A 24035-nucleotide genomic window follows, 5' to 3' on the forward strand; every position below is an offset into this window, starting at 1 on the left:
TTTACTGACCTGCCGTTTGGGCTTGTTTTAATTTTTCTCTTATTTTTGCGCCTACTCGAACTGAGATTTCACCACATTGGTTAATCTCATCTTGAGTGAATCCATCAAAACCACCTTTTTGTAATGCACAGATATTTCCATCGCCATCAGTAGTAATTGTAATACGAGCATCCATGCTTTCCCATTCATCACCGTTTGGATCTACAATAATGTGATTTCCTATTTTTCCCATAGTTACAGACACAGGAATTGTTGTAATTGGTAGCGGAGTGTCCTCGCCTTCTACAAGAGTTGGAGAATCATCAATCCAATTCCATTTGGGAGTTTTTGATGTGAGTAATGCAGCTACACTAGCATAAGAACAAGCATCAAATAGATTTCCATCATAATCAACAACCACATTATCTGCAAAAACACCAATAACTGATTTGTCTTTCTCGATTACTAATTGAGAAACATCAACCATGTGACTTTCTCTAATTCCTCTATCAACAACTCTTGCTAATTCAATAACATGTGGTTGTGGAGGTCCAGTTTCAACAGTAGGATGTGAAAGTGGTAAAAGTTCAGCTGTACAAATGAAAAGACCTTTGTCACCAGTATCTGGGAAAGGTCTATCGGGTTGAATTTTTACTCCACATACAACTTCAGTATCACCAAGAAAAACTCTTGCAGAACCATTTGCTTTTGGAATAGCATTTGTTTCAATTCTAATTTCTCTTGGCTCATCTAGTGCTCTGCCATCTACTCTTTTCCCTTGTTCGAGTAACTCAAGAATTTGTGATTTTCTTAGATCATCAAGGACAGAAGTGGATGTCATTTTTAATCAGCTCCGTTTCCAAAGTATTTGTCTTGGAGTGCTTTCTTTTGAATATCATAAACAATTTTACAGCCATCAACTCCAACTTGAACACATTTTTTGTATTCTTCAGGAGTAAGAACACCATCTAATTGTAATAATGTAATTTTTTCAAGACTTGGCATATAACCAATTGGCATGTCGGCTTGACCTGCTTGGTCTTCTTCATTGTTAACATCTAAAACTATAGTATCTGCAACTTTACCTGCAGCACAAGCTGCTACCATATCTCTCATTGGGATTCCAGCATCTGCTAAAGCAACGGATGCTGCTGAAAGTGCAGCACATCGAGTTCCACCATCGGCTTGTAAAACTTCAATGAAAACATCAACTGCAGTTCTTGGGAATTTTTCCAACATAACTGCTGGTTCCAATGCTTCTTTGATTACTTTGGAAATTTCAATTTCTCTTCTTGAAGGAGCAGGGTTCTTTCTTTCTCCAACAGAGAATGGTTCCATATGATATCTAACTCTTAAGATTCCAGTATCAGTGTTTGACATGTGTTTTGGATGAACATCTCTTGGACCAAAAACACCAACTAGGATTTTGTTATCACCAAATTCAATGTAAGCAGAACCGTCTGCGTTTTTTAGTCCGCCAGCTTTAATCATGATTCGTCTTGGCTCGTCTACTTTACGGCCATCACAGCGTATACCATTCTCGTCCAATAGGACCATTGTTGCGTCTCTTCCGCCCATTATGATTCACCTTTTGATTCTAACATTTCTTTCACTTGATCAGTCAAATTAGCAACATGTGCTTTTTCATTAACCATTTCGATTGCCTTTTTAGCCTTTAATAATCCCTCGGGAGACTCACATGAAACAACTACCCAGCCATTTTGACCAATGGTGATAGCAGCATCTGTTGCCATTTCTATCATTTGGATCATGGTACCTCTTTTTCCAATTAGGCGTGGAACTTTACTTGGAGATATTTTTACCAAATCTCCAGTATCAATTTTACCTAAATCTCTATCAGAAATTGTAACTAGTGGATCTCGTGTTCTATCAAAATTTGCAATTCTTGCTGCTACCAAGTCACCTGACTTTAATTTTGAGGAGAGTTCATCAGCATGAGCAGAAAAGTCTCGTCCAAAGACATCTTGTGCAGGAAGGAATCCAACATAGCATGAATTAATGTCAAGTTCCCATGAAAGAGATGTGTGAGAAATTACTTTACCTATAACTAAATCATTGATTTTTGGAATATATTTTCCTGTAAGTGGGATTACCTTTACTGAATCATCATAAATTTCAGAAATTCCAATTGTAGTTGAGATTATCTTATTTCCTTGAAGTTCTACATTTTGTTCAGGTCTAAATGGACCTGTAGTTACTACATCTCCTGGAATAACATATTTTCTTTTATTATCCATTATTTCATTACCTCAACTGTAGCAGAGCCTTTGGTTATAGAGCCTAATCTATCAATCACGTTTGGCCTTGCTGCAGCGGGTATTTCAAGTATTGCTTTTAGTGAGCCATTATTTTGCCATTCTTCTTTGTTTAGAGAACCTACAGATTTTAAAACTGCATATGATTGAGATGCATATTGTGCAGGAATTGTGATTTCCAATTTTAGATTCTCAGATTTTAAAGCAATAATAGAACGAAGTTTTTCAACAATATCCTTTACCTGTTCATCTACGGTTTTGTGAGGATCAATTGATACTCTACCATCTTTCATAGCCTGCTCGATTCTAAGTGGAGGATGTGGAAGATGAGTCCTAGGATCTACGTATGTTTTAGCAATAAATGTAACAATCTGTTTTTTCTTCTCTTCAATCATTTTTTTTCTTTGATCAGTTGTAAGATTCAGATCTCCTTTCTTGAGAATAATCTCTGCAATTTCTGCCTGATCTTCAGTTTTGAAAGCATGTTGTAACTTCTCAGCAGTAGGTCTTGTGCCTTTGCTAGCATCAGTGTAAATCTCATCAGAAACCAAGATTGCCGAAATGTCCTTTTTCTTACCCAAACGGTAATCAAGTGCAGGGTCAGGCTTTACCATAATTTCAAATTTTTCTCCCTCAAAGGAATATCTAACCAACGTGTAATCTGCCATTTCTAAAACATCTATGATAATTTGGTATTTATCTATACGTGAATCTAGCTAGATTTTTATGTGGACTTTGAAGATTTTCTTCAAGATTTGTCATCCTTAGAGGTAATTAGTAAAGATAATCAAAAAATAGCTGTAAAGCTAAAAGGGGTTCCATTACAATATGCAAATGCACTCAGACGTGTATGTCTTAATGGCGTACCAGTATTTGCAATTGATACAGTAGACATTCTTGAAAATTCTTCAGTGATACCAGATGAAGGACTTGCACACAGATTAGGATTAATTCCATTAAAGACAGATTTGAGTAGATTTAATGAACCATCAAAATGCGATTGTAAAAGTGAAACTGGATGTACAAATTGTAGGGTAATGTTAGTTTTAGATTCTGGTGACTCTGATGTCACAAGATCTGTCCTTTCAAATGAGTTATCTTCCGAAGATGAATCAATAAAGCCAGTTTCAGACAAAATCCCAATTGTCCATTTGGCTCCAGGTCAAAGAATCAAAGTTGAATGCTATGCCAGACTTGGACGTGGAACAGAACATGCAAAATGGAATTCTGCAAACATTTCAACAATTATTGATACTGATAAAGAAGATGAGAAAATTCTCACAGTAGAGTCAACTGGTGCTCTAAATCCGGAACAAATTATTCTTGCAGGTGTAGATGAAGTCAGTAGTAAGTTAGGTCAATTCAAAGAAACAATTGACCAGATTCAAGAGTAAAATAAGCATAGACATTATATTTGGGTTTCAAGGCGGATTATTCACATGACTAATCAAGTAGTTATACGCATGGCAAAAGATCTAAAAAAAGCATCAGCTAAAAATGATGCTCCAATTTGGGCAAAATTAGCAGAATATGCATTAAAGCCATCCATAGCAAGAAGAGATCTAAACTTGAATCGAATTGGTCAATTAACTAAAGAAAACGACACAGTAGTCTTCCCAGGGAAAGTTCTTGGGACAGGTATCGTTCCTCATAAAATTACATTATTCTCATTTGCAATCTCAAACTCTGCTGCAAGTAAAATTATTGAAAAAGGCGGAAAGATAATTAGCTATTCAGATTTGATCGAGCAAAACCCAACAGGAAAAGGAGTCGTATTACTTGGCTAATGGAAGAATCAATAAATCCATTCGAAGTACTAAACAAGAAACAGTAGTACGAACTGACAGACCAATTGTTGTAGATGCAACAAATCTCATTGCAGGAAGACTTGCATCAAATGTTGCAAAATTACTCATTCTAGGAAATAGAGTTTCAGTTGTAAATTGTGAGAAAATCATGATGAGTGGAACAAGAACAAACCAAATCAAAGAATATAGAGAATTTTTAGAAATTAACAGTATTATTAATTACAAACATGGACCAGTTCACTATAGAAGACCAGACACATTAATTGCAAAAATGATTCGTCAAATGTTACCATTTGATAGGAAACCATCTGGAAAAGAAGCATATCAAAGACTAAGAACATACATAGGTTCTCCAAAACAAATTAAATCACTTGAAAAAATTCAATTTGAAAATGCAAAAATTAAAAGAACTGCAGCAAACTATACAACCTTAGGCGAATTATGCAGGGTAATAGGGTGGACTGAATGACAACACCAAAAACTGAAATTTATTTTGCAACCAGAAAAAGAGCTAGTGCACACGTATACATTACAAAAGGACAAGGTAAAGTAAGAATTAACAACGTTCCAGTAGAAATGATTCCTCAAGAAACTGCACGTGAAGTTATTTTAGGTCCACTAGAAATCACAGGAGATTTGAGAGACAAAATTGATATCTCTGTTAGAGTAAGAGGCGGAGGTTTTATGGGCCAAGCTAGTGCAGCTGCAACTGGAATTACCAGAGCATTGATTGGGTGGACTAAATCTAAAAAAGAACCAAAAGAACATCCACTTCCAAAATCTACAAGAGAGGATCTTCGAAAACGAATCTCCGATTTTGACAAATATCTAGTCAGTGGAGACGCCAGACAAAAAGAACCAAAGAAATTTGGCGGACCTGGTGCAAGAAGAAGAAAACAAAAATCATACCGTTAGACTGTGAAGGCCATAATTTTAGCTGGCGGAAAAGGAACTAGAGGCAAGCCATATACTGAATACTTTCCAAAGGCAATGACACCAATTGATGGAAAACCATTAATTGATTATGTGATAAAATATCTAAAATCATTTAGTTTCATAAATGAGATAATCATAATTTCTGATTTTACAGGATTAGGAGGTCAAATTAAAAACTATTATGAGAATCAAAAAGGGATTACTTTCATTCAAGACTCACAAAGTGGAACAGGTGGAGATTTGCTGCACATTGAAAATAAACTCAAAGGCGAATCTGAATTTATCCTGTGGTTTGTAGATAACCTGTGTGCCATCAATCTAAAAAAGATGCATGAACAGTTTATTGCAAAAAAAAGTACTGCATGTATTGCAACAAGATCAAAAAGAAAAGAAGAGACAGGGTTTGCAGTAGTTGAAGATGGAATAATTAAAGAATTCAAAGAAAAGCCATTAATGGAATTGCACCTATCGGAATGTCTAGGAATCTACATGTTAGGCTATGATGTCATTAAAAGAATAAAATCAAAGTCAAAGCAAAAAGAGATCAATCTATCATTTGATATTTTACAAGAGTTATCAAAGGAAGGAAAAATTAGCGCATTCGATATTGGTCAAATAGAATGGATTGATGCAGAATCCCCAATGGTTTTAGAAAGAAATGAGAAAACAGTAAAGAAAATTATAAAACAGATGGGATTTTAGAATTTTTTTCAAACTCTGTAATCTTGTCTTCGTATTGAAATGTTTGTGCAATATCATCTAATCCTTCTATGAGAATTTTTTTCATGTGAGAATCAATATTAAAATGAATTTCTTGGGTTGAGGTTTTGATAGATTGATTTTCCAAATCAACACTGATTGGGTCGGTTTCTTTTAGTATGGCATCAACAGTTTTTTCATCAAGTGAAATTGGCAACAGTCCATTTTTGAAGCAGTTGCTAAAGAAAATATCAGCAAAAGATGGTGCGATAATCACTGAAAAACCATAGTCTTTTAGCGCCCAAACGGCATGTTCACGGCTAGAGCCACATCCAAAATTATCGCCTGCGACAAGGATTTTAGATCCTTCGTATTTTAGATTGTTTAACACAAAATCAGATTTTTTGTTTTCAGCCTCATCATACCTCCAATTAAAAAACAAGAACTTTCCAAATCCAGACTTTTGAACTAATTTTAGAAATTGCTTTGGGACAATTTGATCAGTATCCACATTTACTTTATCCAAAGGAGTAATTATGCTTGAGATATTTTTGAAAGGCTCCATGTTAATTCAAATCTAATTTCCTTACATCTACAAAGTGTCCATTTATTGCAGCCGCTGCTGCCATAACAGGACTAACCAAGTGAGTTCTTCCACCAGTACCTTGTCTTCCTTCAAAGTTTCTGTTTGATGTACTGGCACATCTCTCTCCAGGAGATAAAATATCAGGATTCATTCCAAGACACATACTACATCCGGCCTCCCTCCATTCAAAATTGGCATCAATGAAAATTTTATCAAGACCCATTTCTTCAGCTTGTTTTTTTACCATTTGAGAACCTGGCACAACCATCGCTCTAACATCAGGTGAGATTTTTTGTCCCTTGACAACTTTTGATGCCTCAATAAGATCTTCCAATCTTGCATTTGTACATGAACCAATGAAGACCCTATCAATTTTGATATCTTCAATTTGAGTTCCAGGTTTGAGATCCATATAATCAAGTGCCTTTTCTGCACCCTTCTTTTGATTAGGATCTCCTTTTGCAAAATCATCAGGAGAAGGAACTGATTCAGTTACATCACAAGTCATTCCAGGATTTGTTCCCCAACTAACTTGAGGAGCAATGTCGTCAATGTGTAAAATGAATTGTTTCTCAAATGTTGCATCAGTATCAGTCTTTAGATGTTCACGCCATTCTTCAACTAGAGATTCATAATTTTTAGGAGTGTATTTTCTTCCTCTAAGATAATCAAAGGTTTTCTCATCGGGGGCAACCAAACCTGCTCTTGCTCCTGCTTCAATAGACATATTGCAGATAGTCATTCTCTGCTCCATTGAGAGATCCTCAATTCCCTCACCCCTATATTCAATTACTGTGCCTGTACCACCCCCAGTACCAATATTTTTGATTATTGAGAGAACAATATCTTTTGCAGTTACTGCATGAGGGTTCTTTCTTTTTCCCTCCACTCGAATTTCAAAAGGTTTTGGTTTTTCAAGCCACATTGTCTGCGATGCCAATACATGCTCCACGTCACTAGTTCCTATTCCTAATGCTAGAGCACCGAATGCACCATGAGTGGACGTATGACTATCACCACATACTATTGTAGAGCCAGGCAGTGTAATCCCTAATTGGGGACCTATAACGTGAACTATTCCTTGATTAGGACTATTAATATCAAATAGAGTTATTCCAAAATCTTTGCAATTTTTTTCCAGTGTTTGGATTTGAATTGCAGAAGTTTGATCCAAAATTGGAAGTGACCGATCATTAGTTGGAACATTATGATCCATTGTAGCTATAGTAAGATCAGGTCGTCTAACCTTCCTATTGTTGATTCGCAATCCATCAAATGCTTGAGGAGATGTTACTTCATGAACTAAATGTCTGTCAATGTAGATTAAAGAAGGATTATTTGGTTTTTCAACAATTACATGAGATTCCCAAATTTTTTCAAAAAGTGTTTTTCCCATTTTAATCCTGGTCGGGCTTGTACTTGAAGAGACCACCAGCAGCAATAATTTTTCCAATGATTTCTGAGAATGGTTTCATTTTGTATGTCTGGTTTTTTGTAAGATTTTTTATTTCATTTGCAGAAACATCAATGTCTATTTCATCGCCTTCAGAAATTCCATCATATGCATCTTGATCAATTTCAATGGGTAACAAAAATGCACCATCCACTGCATTTCTGTAAAAAATTCTTGCAAAAGATAATGCAAGTACTGCTTTAATTCCAGAATGAGACAAAGCAATTGGCGCATGCTCTCTACTTGAACCGCAACCAAAATTTTTACCAGATAAAATAAAATTACCTTCCTTTACTTTTGAATGAAAATCAGGATCAAGTCCTTCCATTGCATGTGTCGCAAGTTCTGCATAATCATGAACTTTAAGATACTGACCAGGAATGATTACATCAGTATCTATATTATCTTGTGCGTATTTTATGATATTTCCCTTCATTACAAATCCCTCGGATCAGTAATCTTGCCTGTAACTGCAGATGCTGCTGCAACTAGTGGAGATGCAAGATATGTTTGAGATTCTACATGTCCCATTCTTCCTGGAAAGTTTCTATTAGTTGTACTAATGCAGATTTCATCTTTTGCCAACACTCCCATGTGAGCACCACAACATGCACCACACGTAGGCGGTCCAACTGTAACACCTGCATCCAAGAATATTTTCAATAGACCATTCTCCATTGCACGTTTGTAAATTGAAATAGCTGCAGGTAAAATTTCTGTTCTAATCTTTACTTGTCGACCTTTGAGAATTTTTGCAGCAGCTACTAAATCTTCATACTTTGCACCAGTACACGACCCAATGTATGATTTATCCAGTTCTACATTAGGCGCTTCTCTAACAATTGAAATATTTTCAGGCGAAAATGGTTTTGCAACAGTAGGTTCCATCTCAGATGCTTCATATTCAAACACTTTAGAATATTCCGCATCATCATCACCCTTTACTAAATTAAAATTAGTTGCACCACGACTAGAAAGATAATCAACTACTTTTTGATCAGGCTCTACAATTCCATTTTTTGCACCAGCCTCTGTAGTCATATTACACAATGTCAATCTACTTTCAACAGACATTTCATCAATCCCGCTACCACCAAACTGCATTGTTCGGTATGCGCCACCATCAGTTCCAATCTCACCAATAATTTTTAGAATCAAATCTTTTGCCATCACATGATCTGGTAATTTTCCATTTAGCTTAAAGTACATAGTTTCAGGAACCTTAAACCAAATTTTCCCATTAAGCAAAACATATGCAACATCAGTATGTCCCAGTCCACATGCAAATGCACCTAATGCACCTGTTGTATTTGTGTGGGAATCGCCACCAACATAGACCTCACCGGGCATAACCATTGCTTCTTCATGAGATATTGTATGACAAATTCCATACTGCCCCATTCCATACTTGAAGTGTTTTTCAATACCGTATTGCTTTGTAAAATTAGATAGTTTTACAATATTTTCAGCAGATACTTTTTCTGCAGATGGTACAAAATGATCTTCTGCTACCCAAACCTTAGTTGGATCCCATAACTTATCAACAGAGATCCCTTGTTTCTTTAGTTTATCAAATACCTTGATTACGCCTGGTCCTGAAACATCATGAACCATTACCTTGTCAACATTAGCAAAAATTACATCATCAGGAGCTACGGAAGACTTTCCAGATGCACGTGCAAGGATCTTCTCAACTATATTCATGATTCAAAAAGTCTGCTCTACAGATTAAAAGCTTTACAGAATGGGTTTTTCCTCATTCATAAAGAATTCGTAGAAATGGCATTCAGGCAACACTTGTAGTGTTTTTTCATTCAGCAAGCACATTCTGATTTACTAAAACTTTCTTTACAGACTCTAGATACTGCCGTCTAGTACTAGGAATTGATCTCCATTTTGAAACCATAATCTCATCTAAAAGATCATAGACAATAGTAATTTCTATTCCTGATTCTAGTTTTTCTTTAGCAATATTTGCTAATTCCTCAATTCGCAATTTCCTTCTCCAAGTTTGGACACAGTCAGTCATGAATATTTTTTTAATTTAATGATCTAAAAGGATCACTATCAAATCATTACAAAAAAATTTAGTTTAAAAAAATTATTTTATTCGGTAACGAAGAATTGCCAGAACCGAATTATCAAGTTCTAGTCTTTGGATAATTTTTGGGGAAGATGCAAATTCAATTTTACACGAAGTACTTTTTGCAATCTCCAACATCTTTAGAATTTTTTTAAATTGGGAATCAGTATAGTAATTTGATGAAACAATTAGTGTGTCTACCGCTCCATTTTCCAAAGCCTTGAAAATCACATCATTTCTTTTTGCAGTAAGTCCTTGTTTGACTAGGTTTTCATATTTTTCAATAATTTCTGCAACATATTTTTTTCTATATTGATACAGATGATGAATTAATTTTTTTTCAATTTCTTTATTTGATGTAGAAAAAGACAAGTTTTCAACAAATCTACATTTTTTTGCTAGTTCTGAATTAAGTTCACCATAAAATTCGGTTTTCGCAGGTCCTATTCCACCCAATAAGAGTAAATCAGAGTTAGAATCCATCTCCCTGACTTTATTTGCAATTTTTTTAAAGAAAACATGAATTTTGGTTTGTCTTGCCCTAAGGAATCTCCCTTGACTCTGCCCCCCCTTTCGGTGTCTACCTTGTAAATCAATTCCAAGTTTAGATTCTGAAATTATTTGACTTCCATGATATTTTTGAATTTTTGCTGATTTTTGATCTAGTGTAACTAGTAAAACATTGTAGTTAGTTTTTAGAATATCTTTGAATGGTTTGATAAAGGGCTTTTTGCTTGCCATGTAGATGTAGGGAAGTTTTTTCGAAGTCCCAATCACTTTGATGTTTACCTTTTTGTTTTTTATCCATCCAAAGATACACAATGTTTTTGTGAACTTTCCAGCAGAGATAGGATTATCTCGGAGTTCAGATATTTTATTTTCAATTTTTGCTTCAATTTTTTCAAATGACTCGTTTCGTTTTGTTTCTTTAAGTAAAGACATTGTTTCAGGTCCTTTTCCATATGGATAGTACACAGAAATACAGGGGGAATCAATCTGCCTAATCTCATATAGGAATTGATTAATCGATAACCATTCAAGAGGAGTTATTTCATCAGGATTTTGAATATTTTTCACTAGTGTGGCTTTTTTTCTTTCATAAATAACTAATACCATTTGCATGTGAATTATCTTGAAAATTCAAGAAATATTTTATTCATAACAATAAAAAAGAAACACTGTTTTAGATATATTGTGGAATTAACAGTTTTACCACTATTAGCTGAAAGAAGACAAGATAGATTTGATGTTTTTGAAGCATTGCTTGAAACGTTAGAAAAAAATGATGTAAAATTGCAAGAAGGTGATGTTTTAGTGATTTCTACAAAATACATTTCAAATTCACAAGGAAGAATCGTGGATCTTTCAAAAATTAAAACATCTCAGGAAGGATTAGAGATTTCAAAAAAATATCAACTTAAACCTGAAATTGCAGAAATAATTATCAGAGAATCAGACAAGATCTTTGGTGGAATAGGCGGATTTGTGATTACATCAGCTGACAACATTATGGCACCAAATGCAGGTATTGACAAATCTAATGCAAAAAAAGGCAAAGCAATTCTATATCCTCAAAATCCATATCTCATTTCAGAGCAAATTCGTAGAAAGATTTTCTTAAAAATGTCAATTCATGTTGGAGTGATTCTCGTAGATAGTAGACTAATGCCTGCAAGAATTGGAACATCAGGTGTTGCAGTAGCTTGTGCAGGTATTGAACCGGTTTTAGATATGAGAGCAAAAAAAGATCTTGATGGTAATCCACTAAAGGTTACATTTCAAGCAGTGGTCGACAACATTGCAACAATTGCCAATTATAAAATGGGAGAAGGTGGTGAATCAAAACCATTTGCAATAGTTAGAAACTCAGAAGCTAAACTTACTGATAGAAAGATTAACCCTTCAGAGATGGCAATATCTCCAGATCAGTGCGTCTATGTTAGAGGATTAGCAAATGCACCATAGCACTAGGGATTTTTTGGTTCTGCTTTAAATAGAGGTTTTTTGGTGAAAAAATAATGGAGTATCTTACAACATACCCAAAGACGGTTTCATTTCTGGATGGACTAAAACACAAAATTGATGTAGACAACAAACATGGGGTTGAACAACTTCACGTAGTTGTAAAGAAGAGTTTTGAGGAATTAATGAAAATCTTTACTGAAGAAGGATTTACCAAAGTAAAGCTTGAACATAAACAACCAGGACAGATTGGAAGTGGTCTAAATTTGAAATTAAAAAAACCATGGGAGATGCACATCAGAATGGTAGATCTGAAAAAAGGGTTAATCGGAATTCATGCAGAAGTTGAAGTATCAAGAGATTATCTTCAACATTTGTTCTCACAGAGAACCCCAGTAGTTTACGAAGTAGAAGAGATTCTAAAAAAATATCATGTAGAGTATAGTTTTTGGCATGATAAAGTTAAAAAAAATGTCAACGCCATTGTAGATAATTATAAAGTAAAGCTTGCAACACCTAGCATTCCAGTATTTGCATGGAAACCAATGTTATTTGTGATTGGAACTATTGCTGCATTTTATGGTTGGAAATATTTCAACACAATCTGGTAGATTTAAACACCCAGACTTTCAGCTTTAGTCATTTCTAAAAAGACCTTATCCCCAACTGACAGACCCATCTCTTTGTATTCATGCATTTCAAGTTTTAATTGGGTCACACCTTGCATTCCCATTCCACCACCCATTCCAGACATCATTTTGTTAAGATCCTTCATCATGTCATTCATGTTTGAAAACCCCATGACTTTAGGAGTACCAAAAGGAGATGGCGGATTTTGAGTGGAGTCTTTAAGATCTTTAATGGATGATAATGATACTACAACATATGGTGCCCCATCAGGTGCTGAATCAATACTTTTTACTACAAATTCTTTCTTCATAAATATAGAAATTCATCCATGTAATTTTAATTTTAAGGTCAATTTGTCCCAATTTCCATGGTTTGAAGCTTTAATTACAATTTTTAAGAACTCATAGTATGGCAGATGCATTAAAGACAACACTGAGATATTATGGAATTTCTCCGTGGGAAATTGAAGTGCTCTATGGGTTTTTGAACTCGCATTTTACAATCATTCAAGACGAGATTGCGCAAGATGACGATAATTTTGTAAGCTCACTGGACATGGAAATTCCTCTTGCGTTTAATGAAGAATTCTTTCAGTGGTTTGAGTTTAAACGATGGGAGAATGTAAAGTCAGTTTTCAAGGAGATGAAGAGAAGAAGAGGTAGCGGGAATGCATTAAAGGTTAAAATTAATTTTGCAGGAAATCCCAGAATTGTTTTCAGCATAGATGTAGAAGACAAACAATGGTTTGATAATGCAATCGAAAAAATTGATTTTGTTTTAGAATTGATTCCACACCATCTTGATCCTCAAAAACTACCTTCAGAAATTTCAGAGATTATTTACAAATTTGATTCAAAATCAATTAGATGGAGGTTAGATACGGCATCATCTGAGAATAAAAAATTTATTTTTAGTGGAAACGCTTGGAAAGAAATTATTTGAGATCTTTTTGCAGTGGTTCTAATAATTCATGAAGTTCTTTGTATTTTGACTCTAAAAATTCTAAAGCATCATCAAGTTTTTTTGATTTTCCATATTTGAAACGAATTAACTCACGATGATGCCAAAATGTTTTACCCTCTTCTACTGAGAGAGTTGTAAAGTAATCAGCACCCTTCAAATTATCAGGGAGTTTTACATCATGAGGAAAGAGTAATTCCACAATAAACCATTCATCTCCATCAGGATAATCACATCCTGTATCCACATCAAAGAAAATATGGAGTAAGTCTGACTGCATGAGCCCATCATCAGTAATTGAAGGATGTTTAATTGCAGATTTTTTGAAATCAAGATTTAGAAGTTGGGGTTCAAAGAATCCCTTGATAATTGATTTTCGAAATATTTTATTTGCGTCGTAAATATTCAAATGCAAAATACACTACAATGAAACTTGCCTATAACTTGTTAGGTTTAAACTGGAAATTATACTTTAAGGGAATCTAAAATTGCAGAAATATCAGTGATCGGTTTGCCATTTTGGGAAATGTTTTGTTTTGCAGGTGGATTTTCATAATAATTTGGAATCTTGTCTTGCAGTCTTTGGGTGTAAGGTGAGATTAAATCGTTTTTGTAAAAGACCCCAGTTGGAATTTTGTTATCCCACTCTAGGGATTTTATGAGAGATTGAGAAAGTTTTTCGTTTACTTCAGGTACTGAATCATAGTGTACAACTGGATCATACCCATGTTCTTCTAATTTGTAAATTCTTGAATGTCTTTTTTGTGCCTCATCAACTAAATCAGCTCCTGCATACCAATCTCTTGTATTGATATCATTGTATGTAGGACATGGTTGTAGTACATCCAAAAAAGACAGTCCTTTGTGTTTTACTGCTTGAATAATCAGAGATTTTAGATGTTTAATATCATATGAATATCCACGTGCAACAAAAGTAAATCCACTTGCAACTGCAAGACCAATTGGATTAACATTGAAATTTGTGTTTGGCGAAGGCAATGACTTTGTCTGTTCACCTAGTTTTAGAGTTGGAGATGCTTGTCCCTTTGTTAATCCATAAACACCATTATCAAAAATAATGTAAGTCATATCGACATTACGTCTTCCAGCTGCAACAAAGTGACCTGCACCAATACCTAAACCATCACCATCGCCACCAGCTGCAATTACTGTCATTTCAGGATTTGCAATCTTTGCACCTTGTGCAAACGTCAAAACACGTCCATGTAGTGTATGAACACCATAAGTATTGATGAAGTGTGATGTTTTGCCAGAGCAACCAATTCCAGAAAAGATTGCAGCCTTATCTCGCTCTATATTCATTTCAGCTAAAGCCATCTGTATAGCATTTACAATTCCAAAATCCCCACATCCAGGACACCAGTCATTGTGTACATCTGTTTTGTAGTCAGCAAGTTTAAGCGCCATGCATTAAAACCTCCCGTTTGTCAGCTTTTCCTTCAACGATTTTTTTAAGTGAATCATAAACTTCAGTACTAGTCATGGCTCTACCAGAGTATTTTAAGATGAAGTAATCAATGTCACGACCTACATTTTGTTTGAATAGTTTTCCTAGTTGCCCAGAATGATTAGCTTCAACATCAATTATTGTCTTGGCATCCTTGAGTAGTGATGTAACATAATCAGCTGGGAATGGATTCATCAGTTTGATTTGAACATACCCAATTGAGATTCCTTCTTTTTTTAGCATGTCAATAGCATCAAGAATAGGACCTTTGGCAGAACCCCATGAAATGATTGTGTGCTCTTCAACTCCAAATGACAGTGCTTGTTCTGATTGGGGGATCTCTTTTAGAATTAAATCTAGTCTAGACATTCTTTTATCCATCATTTTTACACGTAAAATTGGATCTTCTGTAATGTGACCAAATTCATCTGATTCATCACCTGTATTCCAAAAGATTCCATTATCCATTCCAAGTCTAGAACGAGGAGAAATCCCATCATCAGTAAATGCAAAACGCCTATACTCACCTTCTATTTTTTCTAATAATTTACCTCGATTGATTGTAATTTTTGTAGGATCAAATCTTTTGCAAGTAATTACAGAGCTTGCATGGAATTTATCCATCATGTGAATTACTGGAACTTGAAAGATATCTGCGTAATTAAAGACGTTGCCAGTATCGTAAAAGCTCTCCTCAATGTCACCTGACGCATAAACAATCTTTGGAAAATCTCCATGGCCGGCATATACTGCAAAGAGTAAATCATCTTGACCATGTCTTGTTGGAAGTCCAGTTGAAGGGCCACTTCTTTGGTAATTTGTAATTACAATTGGAACCTCATTCATTCCAGCCCACCCCAACATTTCAGTCATCAATGCAAATCCTGGACCAGATGTGCATGTTGCAGCACGTGTTCCAGTCAATGCAGCACCAATTGTCATTCCCATAGCAGCGATTTCATCTTCGCATTGAATTACTGCAGTTGAGCCCGGTCTAGCACCGCTTACCTCAACAATTTCATTTGTTTCAAGAAATACTGATTCATCAGAAGCCGGTGTAATTGGATAGTAAGGTTGCATTCTACAACCACATGCCATCTTACCTAATGCAGTTCCTTGAAATCCTTGAACTAAAATTGTGTCAGGTTCTTTTTCAGTGCCAGGAAGTAAGTGATTAAATGGTTCAAACTTTGCTGCTGCATAATTGTACGAGTAGGTTGCAGTTTCTTGATTAATTTTTGCAATCTCTGCTTTTTTTGCAAAGATATCTCCAATAGTTTTATTCAGTGAATCAGGAGGCATCTTTACCAATCCCAAAGACAGTGCAACACCAATCACATTAAACATTCTAACTAATCCTTTCAGTCTAGGATTTTCTAATTCTTCTGCAAGTGTAGTTAAAATTGATTTGAAAGAAACTGGATAAAGTGTAACTCCTTTTTCTTTTGCAATCTCTAAAACTCCTGCAATTGTAAATGGTTTATTTTTTGATTCTAATTCTTTGTGCAATCTTTCTTTGAACGGTCCATCAAGTGTGTTAACATCATCAGTTTTTGATTTTTCTAGATCAGAATCATAAATTATCCCACCGCCAGAAACTACTTCATCATAATGACGAAAGATGGTTTCAGCATCAAAAGATACCATTAGGGTCACATCATTTATGTTAGAATTAATTTTCTTATCACAGATTCGAACTGTAAAGTAACTATGCTCACCTTTAATGTTAGAATAAAACTCTCTTTTACCAAATATCTGGTATCCCATCTCAGCGCAAACTTTGGAGAAGATATTAGCACCAGACTCTACGCCACTGCCTTGTGGACCACCTATCAACCAGGTAAAATCAGCTGTGCTCACAGTAAATTACCCCATCTTTTCAGTATAATATTCTGTATTATCAAAATGATCAACCCCCAGTAGCTGCATCAAACAATGCACATTCGCATTTATCGCGTTCTCCACAATAAGGACATACACACCCACATTTGTCAATAGAATTACCACACTCTACACAAATGGCAAAATCTTCCTCTTCTTCTTCTGCTTTAGAAGACATGAGTCATTTAGAAAGAAATCGTATAAATGGTTTGAGATGAATCTCAAGACTGATGAAAAATAAGGTCTTCCTTACGAGAACTTTGCATGGTTTTGCTTTAAAGGAATTAAAGAAAAGATATCAGGTAGAAGTTCATTCTGGAAAAATTCCGATTCCTCAAACAAAGCTTCGATCAAAAATAAAAGAAGCAGATGGACTGATTTGCTTTCCATATGATAAAATCAGTAAAGAGACTATTGATTTAGCAAAGAATCTAAAAGTGATCAGTACCTATAGCGTAGGCTTTGATCATATTGATGTCAGTTATGCCAAGAAAAAGAAAATTCGTGTCGGATACACACCAGAAGTACTAACTGATGCAACAGCAGATTTGGCATTTACTTTATTGCTAGATGTATTAAGACGAGTTTCTGAAGGCGATAGAATAATCCGTGGAGGTAAATGGAAAGTAATCTACGGGGCACATGATTATGTTGGAGTAGATTTACAAGGAAAGACTCTCGGTATTTTAGGCTTGGGGAGAATCGGGAAAACTCTCGCAAAACGAGCAAAAGCATTTGACATGAAAATTATTTATCACAACAGAAATCGCATCTCAAAATCCAAAGAAAAAACATTGGGGACAAAATATGTCTCTTTTGAAAAATTAATCACACAGAGCGATGTAATATCAATTCATGTTCCACACACAAAGGAGACAAATCACTTGTTTAACATGAAAGTTTTTAGAAAAATGAAAAAATCTGCATTTTTAATCAACACTGCAAGAGGAAAAATTGTAAATGAAAAAGAACTTGCAGTAGCGCTCAAGAAAAATATCATTGCAGGTGCAGGACTAGATGTTTTTGAAGAAGAGCCAATGAATCCAAAAAATCCATTAATGAAATTACAAAATGTTGCCCTTGCACCACACATTGGCAGTTCAACTAAAGAAACTAGGGCCAAAATGGCTCAAATTACTGTCAAAAATCTGAATCTAGGAATGAATGGAAAAAAGCCGATCTATTCAGTAGGATACTGATTTTTACGCTTGAGTGATCATCTAAAACAATGTGCGGTTTTTATATTCAAATCATGACATAATATTAGATTGAAAAAATTCAAACATACTAATGAAGAATTAGAATTAGCTAAATTACAATCTGAGAAAGAAAAGAAGAAAAAAGAATCAGAATAGTATTTTTTCTCCTTGTCTTTTTCAGACAAGGTTTTTTTTAAAATTTAATTTTGGACGAGAATTTTTGGTTTAGTGCATCATATGCGTTTTTTCTTGCAGGAATTAGTTCTTTAGACTCATCATACATTTTTGTAAAAAATGCAGCTAAAACACGTTCTCCATGTTCATCAAAGAACTGCACACTAAAACTAGTTCGTTCAGGATTTACTTGCTGAATAAATTCTGCAGATTTTATTATTTTAGAATTTACATGCATGTGAGCAGGGCCATCATTGTCTCCAATAGTAATCCATTTGTCTTTTTGTCTAATACCAAGTGAATTACTTCGAGTTTCACTTGTGGCACCATTATTTTTTACAATCAGTAAAACATCATCATTTGCAACTATATCAGACAATAAATCAAAAAGCATCATAATCTATTCAAAACAAAATTATTTCAATTTTTAGAAGGTTTCATGTCAATTTGAACAAAATCGTCTGAATCGCCATGTATGCAATCAGTTCCAACTGCTTTTACAGGTGAAAAGATAATTTTGCCATCAAGGATTTTTCCTTCATTTTGAAGCATACCGATTTTGCCTGAAACTATATGCTTGTGTTTTTGGCATGTGACTCCAAACATGTATTCATCTTGATCTGCGACAATAGATACAATAAATTCTGGTGGATTAACGCATTGTTTTCCCTCTTCCATTACTGAGCATCTATCAGGTAACACAAGTTTAATTGAAATTTTATTGGATATTAATCTTAATTATCATAGATTCGATTTATTATTGAGAAAAATGTATCAAATTATGGTCAATGGCACATAACTTTGATGTAGTAATTATCGGTGGCGGTATTCTTGGAACATCTATCTCATATTTTCTATCACATCTAAACAAATCAAAAAAAATTGTAGTAATTGAGCAAGAGCATAATGTAGCATTTCATACCAGTGGGAGAAACACCGGGAAAGTTCATGCACCATATTTGTACAATCCTGAAAAGAAGAAATTGTTCGCAAAAGCTGCTTTTCATGGATTTGAGATGTGGGAGGAATATTCTAAATTAAGAAATTTGCCTTTCAAAAAAGATGGAGTGATAGAAGTTGCTTTGGATAAAAAAGGTAACTCAGTTCTTGAGAAATATCTAAAGTGGGGTAAACAAAACGGGTTAGAAGATAAAGATATCAAACTAATGAATAGTGCAGAGTTAAAAAAAATAGAACCAGAAATAAAATGTGAGTCGGCACTATATGTTTACAAAGATGGATCAACTGACTATTCAATATTCACAGACTCTGTAATGAAAGACAGTGAAGCTAGTGGAACCAAATTCATTTTAGACACAAAGGTAACAAAAATCAAAAAAGAAAATGGAAAATGGAAGATCACACTAGATGGCGAGTATGAAATATTTGCAAAATTTCTAATTAATGCTGCAGGAGGGGAGGCAATAAACATAGCACATGATGCAGGACTAGCAGAAAAACTCACCGATGTTCATTTTAGAGGAGAATATTGGAGAGCCCCAAAAGAATACAACAACTTGACTAAAACAAGTGTGTACTCTGTTCCAGAATTTCCAGACTATCCATTTTTAGATCCTCACTGGATAATCAGAGTTGATGGAAGTTGTGAGATTGGTCCAAATGCAGTTCCTGTGTTTAGTCCATACGGATACAATAAAACAGAAAACATCAAGGAGTTTATTCCAAAGATGCTGGAGATGCTAGGTTCTGGTGCAAGAAAAGCAATTTTTGACAAACAATTCCAAGAGTTGGCAATGAATGAGATTCAATCATCAATGTCAAAATCAGCAATGATTGATAGAGTGAAAAGATTTCTACCAAAGATCGATGCCGATAGGATAACAGAAAAAGGGACTGCAGGGATTAGATCATCAGTAATCGATGAGAATGGAAAATTTGTGCCAGATGTAATTCTAATTGATGATGATACATCATTTCATATTCTAAATTATAATTCACCGGGAGCAACCGGAGCATTGCCATTTGCATCACATATCATTAGTCATCTAAATAAGAATGGGTTATTCCAGAGTGAAGATCTTGATGCCCAATGTGGCCCATGGAAATTTTCTGAGATTATTGAGAAATTAGAGAGATAGTCAAAACTTTATCAAACTTTTAGTTAAACATATAGAATCATCATTATTTTGGATGATTATATGTAAATCAAATAATTTAATACTTGAATAACAAGAACAATACTTAGAATATACAATGTCAAAGATTTTCAAAAATATAGCAGTTGCAATTATCACTCCTACCCACACAAAAAAATCATTTGATGTAGGACTAGAGCTAGCAAAAAAAATCGGTTCGGATTTAACAATCATTGAATGCATGTATAAAATTCAACCAAAGTTGTATTTTTTTGAAACAAAATCAGATAAAAAAGTCGCTCAACAGCAGATTTCCAAATTAAAGGCAGAATTAGAAAAATGGAAAAAAATTGCCAAAGAGCAAGGGATTAACGTTAAAACAAAATTTGCGTTAACTGATTCTATTTCACATTGGGTTATTGATTATGTCAAGGTTAACAAAATTGATCTCTTAATTGTAGACTATCCAAAACTATCCATGGTAGAAATGTCAATGTATGATGACATTATAAACACCATTCATCATGAATCTCATTGTCATCTTTTAACTACAAAGCCCTAACCAAGTCCAAATTTACAATTGTATTTTAAGAACTTTGAAATATCTAAAATCATGATTGAGAAGTGGATTTTAGGCATATGTGCCATTTTGTTTCTAGTTACATTTTCTCCTGCATATGCACAACATCATTCAGGGTCTTTAGCGCCACCAGTTGATTTTGACGGATTAAAAGTTTCATTAAGCACAATATTAACTCCTGTGGATTATTCATCTTCAGAAACCAAAAATCCAAACCTGTCAATCAGATTCTTTGATAGTGATACCAATACAAACATCAAAAGTGTGACATATCGTGTTCAAATTTTTCATGAAGACAATCTTGTTGCAAATGAATATTTTTTTGATGATGACGGTAAACTAGATTTAGAAATTAAACCAAAAACTGACTGTCAAGAAAAAGAACTTTGGAAATGTACAAAGTATTACGGTGAAAAACACGCCATTGCAGGTGCCTACTATGCAAGAGGAGAGTCAATTCCAGTAATTCAAGGACCTGTTTTTGATAAAAGTGGGCAATACAATGTCAAAGTATCAATTGTCGGTGCAACAAATCCCAAGACAATGACAGTAAAAGATATTCTTTTTGATACTTTTGTAAGCATTCCACAGCAAGAAATATTTCAAATTAAAACTGCAAATGCTCAAGAATTTCCCATAAAAATTAAATCATATGATAGTGAAATTTCCAATTTTAATTTTGATGAAACAACACCAAAGATATCATATGAATTACAGTTAAGTGACAAACATGTCCAACACCATGATGATCATACAAAGCAGTTGATCATCATGCAAAAAGATTTTCTGTCATTCAAGCAAGGATATGATATCGAAGTATTTGTAGAAGGAGTGAAACTACAAAATGAATTAATTGAATTTGATAGTTCTGCACCGACTGAAAATATCATCAAGTTTAGTATTCCCAAAGAAGAACTTGTAACAGTAGAAAACAAACACAGTTCAGATCATTCATTAAAAGTAGAGATTGTATCAGGAGACGCAATAAATCTCCATAACATGGATTTTAATTTTGAGAATGATTTTTCTGCAAGTGTCTCATGGGATTCAAAGTTAGAGGCAGGTAAAAAAATTCCATTCATATTTTCGTTTTTTGATGAAAATAGAAACCCCGCAGAAAATATACTGTTTGCATATAGTATCATAGATTCATCAGGGAAGGAAATTTGGTCAAATATCGGTGATTCACAAGAGCATCTTGGAATTTTAGCCCAACACGGAGTAATTCAAGAATCAATTTTGATTCCAACTAATGACAAATACCAATTAAAATTAATTCTAACTGGTCAAAACTCACAAAATTTTGCAGAGTTTTTTACATCAAAATATGATTTTGAAATAACTCAGTCACCACAAGAAGAGGAATTTACCACACAAGTTCCCTCATGGATCAAAAATAATGCTGGTTGGTGGTCAGAAGGAATAGTAGGCGATCAAGAATTTGTTCAATCCATTCAATTTCTAATTAAAGAAAAAATTCTAAGTGTCACAGTAACAGAATCAGCACCTACAGAAACTCAAGATATTCCAATTTGGGTAAAAAATAATGCTGGTTGGTGGTCAGAAGGTCTGATTTCTGAGAGAGATTTTGTGAAAGGGATTGAGTTTTTGATTAGTCAGGGAATAGTTAGAGTGAATTAACATTTTAAACCATAGCGGTAAATAGTTAAAAAATTAATTAAGAAAAAATAGAATGCAATATCAAAATCATTTAGTGTTTGTAGCTTTCTTCAATGCTTTTTGATAATTTGCTTTCTTTTTGCGAGCAGATTTTTCTGCAGTTTTTAGAGCCTTCTTCATGCTTTTGATCTTGTTATCTGCTTGTTGAAGTTCTCTTTTTCTTTTGTTAGCTACTAGTTGAGCTCGTCTCTTTGCTTTACTTACTGTGCGTTTAACTTTTCTCACAGCTTTCTTGCCTTTTGTGACAGTTCTCTTTGCTTTGCTAGTAGTTTTTCTTACAGCCTTTTTGATTCTTCTAGTTGGTTTTCTTTTGGCTGTTCGTTTTCTTGCTGCCATGATTAATCCCAAAATAAAGTAAACTAAATAGCATGTACGTCAGAAATTTTTCAGGTCAACTCAAAGATTTTTACTATAAATTTAAAATTATTTAGAAGATATTATTTTTAATTGATCGATATTTTTGTTAAATTATAATTTTTCACATGTTCCACCAGATTTCTTCCAACTTTTTCCACCTTGGCTTTTACATTGTGCCTTTGTTACTTTTCTTGCAATGACACCTTTACAATTTTTTTCAACATAACAAGTTCCCAGAGCTGTTTTAGTTGTAGTTTTTTTGTGTAAAACTGGTTTTTTAGGAGTAATTTTTGTTTTTACTCTACCTAATGAAAGAGATGGAGATTTTTTAACAATACGTTTACGTTTAGAAATTAATGGTTTTTTTATTTTTGGGACTTTGGGTTTTCTAATTACAGGCTTGCGTATTGACACAAAATAAAATGGATAAATTACTATAAAACAATTTTATTAAAAATTCTTCAAAAAAATATACTATCTAAATTTTCATACATTCTAGCATGTTGTAAAAAATATCCTAGTGTTTGATCGGTGATTTTGGTAAATTGTCTATTGCTTCCAATACGCATCAATTACAGAGCAAAATAGTAGAATTTAGAATAAAATAGATGGCGCCGGGAGGGAGATTTGAACTCCCGTTCCCTTGCGAGAACGCGCTTTATGGTTTAACAATTTCCAGGCGCGCGCCCTACCAGGCTAGGCGACCCCGGCACAAGTCTAACGACAAGGGTACTCGGTAAAATGCGATTATAAATTATGTTACTTTTGAAATCCTACTTCCAAATTGTAACAGTAGTTGATTTCTCTACTTGATCTCCTTTATCATCTAGTCCCTTTGCAGATATTTTGTACAATCCTTCCAAAGCAACATCACCATCATTTTTGATTTGATCCCAAGAGAATTCAATTTCATCACCAGGTTCAAGAGTGGAAACAACTTGTACACTTGTTGGTGAGTACATCAATATTCCTGACAGTCCAGTAATTCTAAGACCATATGATGTATCAGAAAAAGTTATCGGAGTTGTTCCAGAATTTACAATTCGGATTTTAATCTCTTCACCTTTTTTAAAATCAAATTTTTCAGTAACTAAAGAAATCGATGGATCATCAACATACACTAGTTGATGTGTACTTTTAAAATCCATCAAATAAACACCATATGCAAATCCCGAGACTACTCCTATTGCAATAAAAATTACAAGACTTTTTGCTAACATGGCTTTAG

At 34.3% G+C, this 24035-nt stretch carries 32 protein-coding genes and 1 tRNA gene; 12 read left to right on the plus strand and 21 right to left on the minus strand.

The genetic code is table 11. The features are described from left to right. Position 1 precedes the first annotated feature (1 nt). Genes rrp42 through NADRNF5_RS08285 form a run of 4 tightly spaced genes read right to left on the minus strand, consistent with a single transcriptional unit; the run spans position 2 to position 2923 of the window. Positions 2 to 820, minus strand: coding sequence for an exosome complex protein Rrp42 (rrp42, locus tag NADRNF5_RS08270; protein ID WP_048117288.1), 819 nt, complete (start codon positions 818 to 820; stop codon positions 2 to 4). 2 nt (positions 821 to 822) lie between these two features. After that, positions 823 to 1557, minus strand: a complete 735-nt coding sequence (gene rrp41, locus NADRNF5_RS08275; RefSeq protein WP_048117291.1) for an exosome complex exonuclease Rrp41 — start codon at positions 1555 to 1557, stop codon at positions 823 to 825. Next, positions 1557 to 2237: an exosome complex RNA-binding protein Rrp4 gene (rrp4, locus tag NADRNF5_RS08280; protein WP_048117294.1), complete on the minus strand. Its 681-nt coding sequence runs from the start codon at positions 2235 to 2237 to the stop codon at positions 1557 to 1559. The genes rrp41 and rrp4 overlap by 1 nt, the downstream gene beginning before the upstream one ends. Beyond that, positions 2237 to 2923 carry a ribosome assembly factor SBDS gene (locus NADRNF5_RS08285; protein WP_048117297.1) on the minus strand — a complete coding sequence of 229 codons (687 nt, stop codon included), beginning with the start codon at positions 2921 to 2923 and terminating at the stop codon, positions 2237 to 2239. The genes rrp4 and NADRNF5_RS08285 overlap by 1 nt, the downstream gene beginning before the upstream one ends. A 60-nt stretch (positions 2924 to 2983) precedes the next feature. Between NADRNF5_RS08285 and NADRNF5_RS08290 the strand changes: the two genes are divergently transcribed. The 5 genes from NADRNF5_RS08290 to NADRNF5_RS08310 are packed head-to-tail and all read left to right on the plus strand — an operon-like array spanning position 2984 to position 5701. Further along, positions 2984 to 3649 carry a DNA-directed RNA polymerase subunit D gene (locus NADRNF5_RS08290; RefSeq protein ID WP_048117300.1) on the plus strand — a complete coding sequence of 222 codons (666 nt, stop codon included), beginning with the start codon at positions 2984 to 2986 and terminating at the stop codon, positions 3647 to 3649. Positions 3650 to 3694: 45 nt separating this feature from the next. Continuing rightward, positions 3695 to 4042, plus strand: a complete 348-nt coding sequence (locus NADRNF5_RS08295; protein WP_082052001.1) for a 50S ribosomal protein L18e — start codon at positions 3695 to 3697, stop codon at positions 4040 to 4042. Then, entirely contained in the window at positions 4035 to 4532 is a 498-nt protein-coding gene (gene rplM / locus NADRNF5_RS08300) for a 50S ribosomal protein L13 (RefSeq protein WP_052661908.1), read from the plus strand. Before NADRNF5_RS08295 ends, rplM begins: the two co-directional genes overlap by 8 nt. After that, a complete protein-coding gene (gene rpsI / locus NADRNF5_RS08305; protein ID WP_048117306.1) occupies positions 4529 to 4978 on the plus strand; it encodes a 30S ribosomal protein S9 in 450 nt (149 codons plus the stop codon). Before rplM ends, rpsI begins: the two co-directional genes overlap by 4 nt. A 3-nt stretch (positions 4979 to 4981) precedes the next feature. Further along, positions 4982 to 5701: a nucleotidyltransferase family protein gene (locus NADRNF5_RS08310; RefSeq protein ID WP_048117309.1), complete on the plus strand. Its 720-nt coding sequence runs from the start codon at positions 4982 to 4984 to the stop codon at positions 5699 to 5701. On the opposite strand, the gene leuD is transcribed toward NADRNF5_RS08310, so the two are convergent. The 6 genes from leuD to NADRNF5_RS08340 all read right to left on the minus strand — a co-directional run bounded on the left by leuD (position 5679) and on the right by NADRNF5_RS08340 (position 10936). Next, positions 5679 to 6263 carry a 3-isopropylmalate dehydratase small subunit gene (gene leuD, locus NADRNF5_RS08315; protein ID WP_048117313.1) on the minus strand — a complete coding sequence of 195 codons (585 nt, stop codon included), beginning with the start codon at positions 6261 to 6263 and terminating at the stop codon, positions 5679 to 5681. The genes NADRNF5_RS08310 and leuD overlap by 23 nt on opposite strands. A 1-nt stretch (position 6264) precedes the next feature. Then, on the minus strand, positions 6265 to 7680 hold the full coding sequence (gene leuC, locus NADRNF5_RS08320; protein WP_048117316.1) for a 3-isopropylmalate dehydratase large subunit: 1416 nt from the start codon (positions 7678 to 7680) through the stop codon (positions 6265 to 6267). 1 nt (position 7681) lies between these two features. Beyond that, positions 7682 to 8173 (minus strand): LeuD/DmdB family oxidoreductase small subunit, encoded by a 492-nt coding sequence (locus tag NADRNF5_RS08325; RefSeq protein ID WP_048117319.1) that lies wholly within the window; start codon positions 8171 to 8173, stop codon positions 7682 to 7684. Next, positions 8173 to 9441 (minus strand): 3-isopropylmalate dehydratase large subunit, encoded by a 1269-nt coding sequence (locus tag NADRNF5_RS08330; RefSeq protein ID WP_048117323.1) that lies wholly within the window; start codon positions 9439 to 9441, stop codon positions 8173 to 8175. Before NADRNF5_RS08330 ends, NADRNF5_RS08325 begins: the two co-directional genes overlap by 1 nt. A gap of 106 nt (positions 9442 to 9547) precedes the next feature. Then, the gene (locus NADRNF5_RS08335) at positions 9548 to 9766 is read right to left on the minus strand and encodes a hypothetical protein (RefSeq protein WP_048117326.1); all 219 of its coding nucleotides are present in this window, start codon (positions 9764 to 9766) and stop codon (positions 9548 to 9550) included. 72 nt (positions 9767 to 9838) lie between these two features. Beyond that, a complete protein-coding gene (locus tag NADRNF5_RS08340; RefSeq protein WP_048119433.1) occupies positions 9839 to 10936 on the minus strand; it encodes a baeRF10 domain-containing protein in 1098 nt (365 codons plus the stop codon). 78 nt (positions 10937 to 11014) lie between these two features. Here NADRNF5_RS08340 and NADRNF5_RS08345 point away from each other — a divergent pair, with 78 nt between their 5' ends. Then, the gene (locus NADRNF5_RS08345) at positions 11015 to 11785 is read left to right on the plus strand and encodes a coenzyme F420-0:L-glutamate ligase (protein ID WP_048119436.1); all 771 of its coding nucleotides are present in this window, start codon (positions 11015 to 11017) and stop codon (positions 11783 to 11785) included. A gap of 53 nt (positions 11786 to 11838) precedes the next feature. Beyond that, positions 11839 to 12393, plus strand: a complete 555-nt coding sequence (locus tag NADRNF5_RS08350; protein ID WP_048117329.1) for a hypothetical protein — start codon at positions 11839 to 11841, stop codon at positions 12391 to 12393. Positions 12394 to 12395: 2 nt separating this feature from the next. Here NADRNF5_RS08350 and NADRNF5_RS08355 read toward each other — a convergent pair whose 3' ends face one another. After that, entirely contained in the window at positions 12396 to 12722 is a 327-nt protein-coding gene (locus NADRNF5_RS08355) for a hypothetical protein (RefSeq protein WP_048117332.1), read from the minus strand. 98 nt (positions 12723 to 12820) lie between these two features. Here NADRNF5_RS08355 and NADRNF5_RS08360 point away from each other — a divergent pair, with 98 nt between their 5' ends. Then, positions 12821 to 13354: a hypothetical protein gene (locus NADRNF5_RS08360; RefSeq protein ID WP_048117335.1), complete on the plus strand. Its 534-nt coding sequence runs from the start codon at positions 12821 to 12823 to the stop codon at positions 13352 to 13354. Here the strand turns inward: NADRNF5_RS08360 and NADRNF5_RS08365 are convergent. From NADRNF5_RS08365 to NADRNF5_RS11435, 4 genes are read right to left on the minus strand one after another with little or no spacing between them, the layout of a single operon-like run. Beyond that, entirely contained in the window at positions 13347 to 13787 is a 441-nt protein-coding gene (locus NADRNF5_RS08365; RefSeq protein ID WP_048117338.1) for a hypothetical protein, read from the minus strand. The two genes, NADRNF5_RS08360 and NADRNF5_RS08365, sit on opposite strands and share 8 nt — an antisense overlap. Before the next feature lie 50 nt (positions 13788 to 13837). After that, entirely contained in the window at positions 13838 to 14800 is a 963-nt protein-coding gene (locus tag NADRNF5_RS08370; RefSeq protein WP_048117341.1) for a 2-oxoacid:ferredoxin oxidoreductase subunit beta, read from the minus strand. Continuing rightward, positions 14790 to 16700: a 2-oxoacid:ferredoxin oxidoreductase subunit alpha gene (locus NADRNF5_RS08375; protein ID WP_048117344.1), complete on the minus strand. Its 1911-nt coding sequence runs from the start codon at positions 16698 to 16700 to the stop codon at positions 14790 to 14792. The genes NADRNF5_RS08370 and NADRNF5_RS08375 overlap by 11 nt, the downstream gene beginning before the upstream one ends. Positions 16701 to 16749: 49 nt before the next feature. After that, positions 16750 to 16899, minus strand: a complete 150-nt coding sequence (locus tag NADRNF5_RS11435) for a hypothetical protein (protein WP_179372231.1) — start codon at positions 16897 to 16899, stop codon at positions 16750 to 16752. Positions 16900 to 16951: 52 nt separating this feature from the next. Between NADRNF5_RS11435 and NADRNF5_RS08380 the strand changes: the two genes are divergently transcribed. Continuing rightward, positions 16952 to 17920, plus strand: coding sequence for a 2-hydroxyacid dehydrogenase (locus NADRNF5_RS08380; protein ID WP_048117347.1), 969 nt, complete (start codon positions 16952 to 16954; stop codon positions 17918 to 17920). A gap of 193 nt (positions 17921 to 18113) precedes the next feature. Here the strand turns inward: NADRNF5_RS08380 and NADRNF5_RS08385 are convergent, their stop codons facing one another. Further along, positions 18114 to 18488 carry a ChuX/HutX family heme-like substrate-binding protein gene (locus NADRNF5_RS08385; RefSeq protein WP_048119439.1) on the minus strand — a complete coding sequence of 125 codons (375 nt, stop codon included), beginning with the start codon at positions 18486 to 18488 and terminating at the stop codon, positions 18114 to 18116. Positions 18489 to 18514: 26 nt separating this feature from the next. Next, complete coding sequence (locus tag NADRNF5_RS08390; RefSeq protein WP_048117350.1) at positions 18515 to 18796, minus strand: hypothetical protein; 282 nt, start codon at positions 18794 to 18796, stop codon at positions 18515 to 18517. A gap of 86 nt (positions 18797 to 18882) precedes the next feature. Between NADRNF5_RS08390 and NADRNF5_RS08395 the strand changes: the two genes are divergently transcribed. From NADRNF5_RS08395 to NADRNF5_RS08405, 3 genes are all read left to right on the plus strand, one after another. After that, positions 18883 to 20193, plus strand: coding sequence for an NAD(P)/FAD-dependent oxidoreductase (locus NADRNF5_RS08395; RefSeq protein WP_048117352.1), 1311 nt, complete (start codon positions 18883 to 18885; stop codon positions 20191 to 20193). A 115-nt stretch (positions 20194 to 20308) separates the two neighbouring features. Further along, entirely contained in the window at positions 20309 to 20752 is a 444-nt protein-coding gene (locus NADRNF5_RS08400; RefSeq protein WP_048117355.1) for a universal stress protein, read from the plus strand. 51 nt (positions 20753 to 20803) lie between these two features. Beyond that, complete coding sequence (locus tag NADRNF5_RS08405; protein ID WP_048117359.1) at positions 20804 to 22411, plus strand: hypothetical protein; 1608 nt, start codon at positions 20804 to 20806, stop codon at positions 22409 to 22411. Between the two features lie 66 nt (positions 22412 to 22477). Here the strand turns inward: NADRNF5_RS08405 and NADRNF5_RS08410 are convergent, their stop codons facing one another. The 4 genes from NADRNF5_RS08410 to NADRNF5_RS08425 form a co-directional block, all read right to left on the minus strand. Then, a complete protein-coding gene (locus tag NADRNF5_RS08410; protein WP_048119443.1) occupies positions 22478 to 22786 on the minus strand; it encodes a hypothetical protein in 309 nt (102 codons plus the stop codon). Between the two features lie 132 nt (positions 22787 to 22918). Beyond that, positions 22919 to 23221 carry a hypothetical protein gene (locus tag NADRNF5_RS08415; RefSeq protein ID WP_048117362.1) on the minus strand — a complete coding sequence of 101 codons (303 nt, stop codon included), beginning with the start codon at positions 23219 to 23221 and terminating at the stop codon, positions 22919 to 22921. A 195-nt stretch (positions 23222 to 23416) separates the two neighbouring features. Beyond that, a tRNA-Ser gene (locus NADRNF5_RS08420) sits at positions 23417 to 23518 on the minus strand. 62 nt (positions 23519 to 23580) lie between these two features. Beyond that, positions 23581 to 24027, minus strand: a complete 447-nt coding sequence (locus tag NADRNF5_RS08425; RefSeq protein WP_048117365.1) for a hypothetical protein — start codon at positions 24025 to 24027, stop codon at positions 23581 to 23583. Between the last annotated feature and the right edge of the window lie 8 nt (positions 24028 to 24035).

Origin of the sequence: Nitrosopumilus adriaticus, assembly GCF_000956175.1 — an archaeon.
GTDB lineage: Archaea > Thermoproteota > Nitrososphaeria > Nitrososphaerales > Nitrosopumilaceae > Nitrosopumilus > Nitrosopumilus adriaticus.

Coding starts and splice junctions, on each gene's coding strand:
- rrp42 (WP_048117288.1), bottom strand. CDS start 820: ATGACATCCACTTCTGTCCTTGATGATCTAAGAAAATCACAAATTCTT.
- rrp41 (WP_048117291.1), bottom strand. CDS start 1,557: ATGGGCGGAAGAGACGCAACAATGGTCCTATTGGACGAGAATGGTATA.
- rrp4 (WP_048117294.1), bottom strand. CDS start 2,237: ATGGATAATAAAAGAAAATATGTTATTCCAGGAGATGTAGTAACTACA.
- NADRNF5_RS08285 (WP_048117297.1), bottom strand. CDS start 2,923: ATGGCAGATTACACGTTGGTTAGATATTCCTTTGAGGGAGAAAAATTT.
- NADRNF5_RS08295 (WP_082052001.1), top strand. CDS start 3,695: ATGACTAATCAAGTAGTTATACGCATGGCAAAAGATCTAAAAAAAGCA.
- rpsI (WP_048117306.1), top strand. CDS start 4,529: ATGACAACACCAAAAACTGAAATTTATTTTGCAACCAGAAAAAGAGCT.
- leuD (WP_048117313.1), bottom strand. CDS start 6,263: ATGGAGCCTTTCAAAAATATCTCAAGCATAATTACTCCTTTGGATAAA.
- leuC (WP_048117316.1), bottom strand. CDS start 7,680: ATGGGAAAAACACTTTTTGAAAAAATTTGGGAATCTCATGTAATTGTT.
- NADRNF5_RS08325 (WP_048117319.1), bottom strand. CDS start 8,173: ATGAAGGGAAATATCATAAAATACGCACAAGATAATATAGATACTGAT.
- NADRNF5_RS08330 (WP_048117323.1), bottom strand. CDS start 9,441: ATGAATATAGTTGAGAAGATCCTTGCACGTGCATCTGGAAAGTCTTCC.
- NADRNF5_RS08335 (WP_048117326.1), bottom strand. CDS start 9,766: ATGACTGACTGTGTCCAAACTTGGAGAAGGAAATTGCGAATTGAGGAA.
- NADRNF5_RS08340 (WP_048119433.1), bottom strand. CDS start 10,936: ATGGTATTAGTTATTTATGAAAGAAAAAAAGCCACACTAGTGAAAAAT.
- NADRNF5_RS08350 (WP_048117329.1), top strand. CDS start 11,839: ATGGAGTATCTTACAACATACCCAAAGACGGTTTCATTTCTGGATGGA.
- NADRNF5_RS08355 (WP_048117332.1), bottom strand. CDS start 12,722: ATGAAGAAAGAATTTGTAGTAAAAAGTATTGATTCAGCACCTGATGGG.
- NADRNF5_RS08360 (WP_048117335.1), top strand. CDS start 12,821: ATGGCAGATGCATTAAAGACAACACTGAGATATTATGGAATTTCTCCG.
- NADRNF5_RS08370 (WP_048117341.1), bottom strand. CDS start 14,800: ATGGCGCTTAAACTTGCTGACTACAAAACAGATGTACACAATGACTGG.
- NADRNF5_RS11435 (WP_179372231.1), bottom strand. CDS start 16,899: ATGTCTTCTAAAGCAGAAGAAGAAGAGGAAGATTTTGCCATTTGTGTA.
- NADRNF5_RS08380 (WP_048117347.1), top strand. CDS start 16,952: ATGAAAAATAAGGTCTTCCTTACGAGAACTTTGCATGGTTTTGCTTTA.
- NADRNF5_RS08385 (WP_048119439.1), bottom strand. CDS start 18,488: ATGCTTTTTGATTTATTGTCTGATATAGTTGCAAATGATGATGTTTTA.
- NADRNF5_RS08395 (WP_048117352.1), top strand. CDS start 18,883: ATGGCACATAACTTTGATGTAGTAATTATCGGTGGCGGTATTCTTGGA.
- NADRNF5_RS08400 (WP_048117355.1), top strand. CDS start 20,309: ATGTCAAAGATTTTCAAAAATATAGCAGTTGCAATTATCACTCCTACC.
- NADRNF5_RS08405 (WP_048117359.1), top strand. CDS start 20,804: ATGATTGAGAAGTGGATTTTAGGCATATGTGCCATTTTGTTTCTAGTT.
- NADRNF5_RS08410 (WP_048119443.1), bottom strand. CDS start 22,786: ATGGCAGCAAGAAAACGAACAGCCAAAAGAAAACCAACTAGAAGAATC.
- NADRNF5_RS08425 (WP_048117365.1), bottom strand. CDS start 24,027: ATGTTAGCAAAAAGTCTTGTAATTTTTATTGCAATAGGAGTAGTCTCG.